Origin of the sequence: Streptomyces sp. NPDC002181 (assembly GCF_042890485.1) — a bacterium.
Lineage (GTDB): Bacteria > Actinomycetota > Actinomycetes > Streptomycetales > Streptomycetaceae > Streptomyces.
The window spans coordinates 1-4,065 of sequence record NZ_JBIASC010000029.1 but is presented as its reverse complement, the minus strand read 5'-3'; the positions used below and the strand labels follow the sequence as shown (position 1 = coordinate 4,065).

Annotated in this window: 4 protein-coding genes; 3 read left to right on the top strand and 1 reads right to left on the bottom strand. The window is 68.0% G+C overall.

The features are described from left to right. Positions 1 to 141: 141 nt before the first annotated feature. Positions 142 to 498 carry a DUF6247 family protein gene (locus ACFYXV_RS34095; protein WP_359182126.1) on the top strand — a complete coding sequence of 119 codons (357 nt, stop codon included), beginning with the start codon at positions 142 to 144 and terminating at the stop codon, positions 496 to 498. Next, on the top strand, positions 495 to 785 hold the full coding sequence (locus tag ACFYXV_RS34090) for a hypothetical protein (protein ID WP_385477408.1): 291 nt from the start codon (positions 495 to 497) through the stop codon (positions 783 to 785). The genes ACFYXV_RS34095 and ACFYXV_RS34090 overlap by 4 nt, the downstream gene beginning before the upstream one ends. An 809-nt stretch (positions 786 to 1,594) precedes the next feature. Here ACFYXV_RS34090 and ACFYXV_RS34085 read toward each other — a convergent pair. Continuing rightward, positions 1,595 to 2,062 carry a hypothetical protein gene (locus tag ACFYXV_RS34085; protein ID WP_389385060.1) on the bottom strand — a complete coding sequence of 156 codons (468 nt, stop codon included), beginning with the start codon at positions 2,060 to 2,062 and terminating at the stop codon, positions 1,595 to 1,597. Between the two features lie 491 nt (positions 2,063 to 2,553). Here ACFYXV_RS34085 and ACFYXV_RS34080 point away from each other — a divergent pair, with 491 nt between their 5' ends. Continuing rightward, positions 2,554 to 3,339 (top strand): hypothetical protein, encoded by a 786-nt coding sequence (locus ACFYXV_RS34080; RefSeq protein WP_389385059.1) that lies wholly within the window; start codon positions 2,554 to 2,556, stop codon positions 3,337 to 3,339. Positions 3,340 to 4,065: the final 726 nt, after the last annotated feature.

Here is a 4,065-nt window from a genome sequence, read left to right as displayed (position 1 = left end):
GGGGACCCTGTGGGAGAGTAGGACGCCGCCGAACAATCATTGTGAAAAGCCCCGTACCGGGTATCCGGTACGGGGCTTTTTGCGTTTACGGGCATGTCGCAGGGACGGTCGCTATCCTGGCCACGTTCCCCTGGAGGCACGATGACAGCACAGCACCTCGAAGACGACGGTCCGCTCATCCCCCAGCCGGCCATGACGCGCGAAGCCCTGCGGGACGCCGTGCGCCGGATCGACATGGCGCACCTCGCCGAGTTCGACAGGGAATGCCATGCGGCGTTCGACCGCGCCGCGGAGACGGGCGCCATCAACCCGCTCCGCTTCTTCCTGATCAAGTGGGCCACGCACGTGGCCATTCACCGCTGGCCCGCCCGCGCCGCGGCACTGCTCGAAGCCGAGCGCGCCGCCGGCGACCCGGCCGCCACGGAGGAACGGTTCCGGGCCGCGATGGAGACCAGCAGCCGCATCCTGGCCGAGGCTCAGCGGGAGATCGGTCAGTGACCCTGCGGGGTGAGGGAGTGGAGAACGAGGCCGGCTGGGCCTGGGAATGCGATCCGAGCCGGCTCTGGGTACTCGGCGACATGCCCGCGGGGCAGCAGGAGCTGGTCGCCGTCGTCATGGAGGGCCTGGTCGACCTGGCGTCGATGGCGATCGACCCCAAGGACGGCAGCCTCTACGAAGACCCCAGCCCCATGCGCCTGCGTACGTACGAGGACGAGCACCTGATGCTCTGGTACCAGACCATCCCCCACCGCCACCGCGTCTACCTGAAGCGCGTCAACCTCTGACCCCTGGTGGTCGCGCTCGGCTCGCAGGACCTTCCGGTTGCTTGGCCGGGTCTCCAGGCGCTCGACGCCGAGAGCCGGCGGATGCGGACCCGGTCCGCGGTCGATACCGAACCAGATCGCGGGCATGTGGTGCCTCCGTGCGGCGGGCTGTGCTGATGCCTCCCGCTGGACGGCCTCACCGACGGGAAGCCACGCCCGACGCCCGACGCCGCCCCCTGGGCGGGGGAACCGTACGAAGGGCTCGCCCGGTCCCGCAGACAACGACGGGAAGACTGACACCTGCGGGGTCGTCTGGACGAGGCTTGACCGAGACGTTCTCCTGGGAGCCTGGTGCCGTGGAAGGTTTCACCGAACAAGGGCTGCGGGACGCGATCAACGCAGCGGAATCTCCGGCCTGGTCCGTGAGAGCCGCTGCAGGACGACGTCTGGCGGCAGCGTCTCGGATTGAGGGTGTCGCCAATGTCCTGCACCGTCTCCTCCTGGACGCTTCCGACACCGGAGTGACCTCGGAGACTGCGGCGGCTCTGTTGGCTCGGAGGGATCTGGCCGGCCTACGTGTCGTGCTCGCAGCCCGTGCAGCCGCGTCTGATGAGGGGACCGCTGATCAGCTCGCTGCGGAACTCGACTGTGATCCACGCTGGGCGACCGGAGAGGACGGCGACGAGCTGATCACGCAACTTCGGACACTGGCGTCGGATCGAAACCCCGGGGTCCGCAGCGAGGCCGTGCTGCGACTTTCACGCTGCCGTTGACCCGGTAGGTGGTTGAGCCCGCCCCGAGCGACGGGTGACCGGCTGAGCTGTCGGGCCTCAGAAGTGAGCCCGGATCTGCTTCACCGGATGGCCCAGCCGGTTTTCCAGCGCCGTCAGCTCGTCCTTGCTGAACCAGAGGCGTTCAGGGTTCCAGATGGCGATTTCGAAGCTGGCGAAACCACAAGGCCACTCGTATTCGAGGGCGTCCAGAGTGGTCGACCCGCCACAACATGGGACCTCGATCGCGAGCGTGGTGAAGCCGTCGTCGCAATGAGCCTCAAGGAGGTCGCCCCACCACTCCGTGTCGACAGACGCCCGGCACAGGGGGCAGCCGATCCGCTCCAGGTTGTCCCCGCAGTCGACGGCGGTCACCTCGTCGTACCACGTCACGTCGATCTCCGCGTCCACGCCGTCGGCGGCACCGGGAGCCAGGTCCTCAACGAGCGCGATGACGCGCTCGACCGCATCGCGGTCCGGCTGCCACCGCGGATCACTCGGAATGACCGACAGGACGTCATCGCTCACGGCTTCCCCACCTCGTCAGGTCCTCGCCACGTCCGGCGCGATGCCCTTCGACCGCAGGTCGTGCTGTCGTTACGGTGCGCCGGTTCGTCTGCGGGGAGGAGCCCTGCCCGCAGGACGTCAGTAGAGCATGTGCCAGGGCCTGCCCGTCGGTTCGGGCGGCGGACGGAGGGGCTTCGGTCGGCGCTGGGCCAGGTCGGTCGGCCTCGCGCTCGCGGACGTGCCGGCGCCCGGATGCCGGACGCCTTCGGGGTACGAGTCAGCCGGGCACCGCGCCTGCCTGCGACCGGCACCGGCGCCGCCGGAGGAGCCCGGGTGGCGACGGCACTGAACCGACGCCTGGAGTTGCACTCGCCGAGCGTTCGCCCGGCATCTGGAGCCCGACTGCGGGGTGGTCGAGGGCCATGTCGACCGGATCGAGATGCTGAAGCGCCAGATCTTCGGCCGGGCAAGCTTCGAGCTTCTCCGAAAGCGCGACGCCATAGTCTCGGGCCGTGACCCACAGCCGGCCCCGGCAGCCTCACCCCGCCGCGCTCCCTCCCTTCCAGACACTGCTGGACAACACAGACTGGGCGTTGCTCGCCACGGCCTGCGGCACGGGAGAATCCCTGCCGGCGGCGCTGGCGCTCCTCACCAACCCTGACCCCCTCATCAGGGAATCCGCCCTCCAGGATGCGCTGGAGCCCGTGACTCACCAGAACAGCATCTACGAGGCCACCGTGCCCGTTGCGCTCTACGTCGCGGCGATCCTCAACCACCCGGCCGTCACGCCAAGCGACTACAGCCACGACGCCAAGACAGGCCCGAACCGTCCAACTCTCGTGCGGCTGCTCGAGTGGCTCGGCGACACCGCCTACGACGCCAACGACGACTGCGTTGCCGTTGACGGACACCTCCACGGTGAGGGGGTACTCGATGAGCACGAGGCGATGCGTGCGTTTCGGGACGCGCGCCCGGCGATCTTTTCCGCGGTTCATGCCCTCCTCTGTCATGACAGCGCCGGCGTGCGCCATACCGCCCTTGTCGCCGCCATCCCCCTTGCAGAGCACCCCCACCTCACCCAGCACCAGGTCGCTCTGGCCGGCCACGGCCGACGGCTACTGGCCACCAGCACTGACCGGTACCACCGAGACCGGGTCCTGGACGCGCTCAAGGCTTGGGGTCACGACACCAGCGGTTCGGAGAACGCGTCCGACATTGCAGCCCGCGAGCACTACGCCCGCCTCCGAGCTGCACGCGCTTCTTGGAACGGCGGGTACAGCGAAGACCCGCCGTTCTGACTCAAGGTCCAAAACACAGAACGCGGCCGGGCTCCAGACAGTCCGGCTTGCCGTGACGGTCGGTGCAGTCGCCGCTGGTCCGGCTCTGCTGCTGGCTGGGACGCCGGTTCCCCGGCGTACTTCGTCGCTTCTAGGCCTACGAGACCTGCGCCGAGTGAGCCCCGCCGCCCCCTGGTGCGCTCCCCGCGCCCGCCGCTCGTGGAGACCGGCCGCGGTCTGTTCTCGTGAGAGAGCTGCCGAGGGTGTGGCTGACCGGGTACTGCGGCAGGCGCCTCGGGGTGGGACCAGCCAGATGGCCCGCAACCGGCAAACCCGGAGCGAGGCCCATGGCCTGGCTACCCGACAGCCCGCCCCGAGAGGCCGGGTGGCGCTCGTTTTGACACCCCGGGGGGCCAGTTGTAGAGTCGAACGGTTGCCTGGAACTGGACAAGTTCGGCAGCCATCCAGCAAGACCCCTCGTACCCATGGAATCGAATTCTGCGGGTACGTACTCGACTCCTCATCCAGGAATCTGAAGCCGGGAAATCCGGTGGAAAACTTCTGATAGAGTCGGACTCGCCGGAAAGGGAAACGCGAAAGCGAAGACCTGGAAAGCAAATCCCGTTTCGACCGGGAGTCAGGCCCGAAAGGATCTGATAGAGTCGGAAACGCAAGAACGAAGAACGAAAGCCCGGAGGAAAGCCCGAGAGGGTGAGTACAAAGGAAGCGTCCGTTCCTTGAGAACTC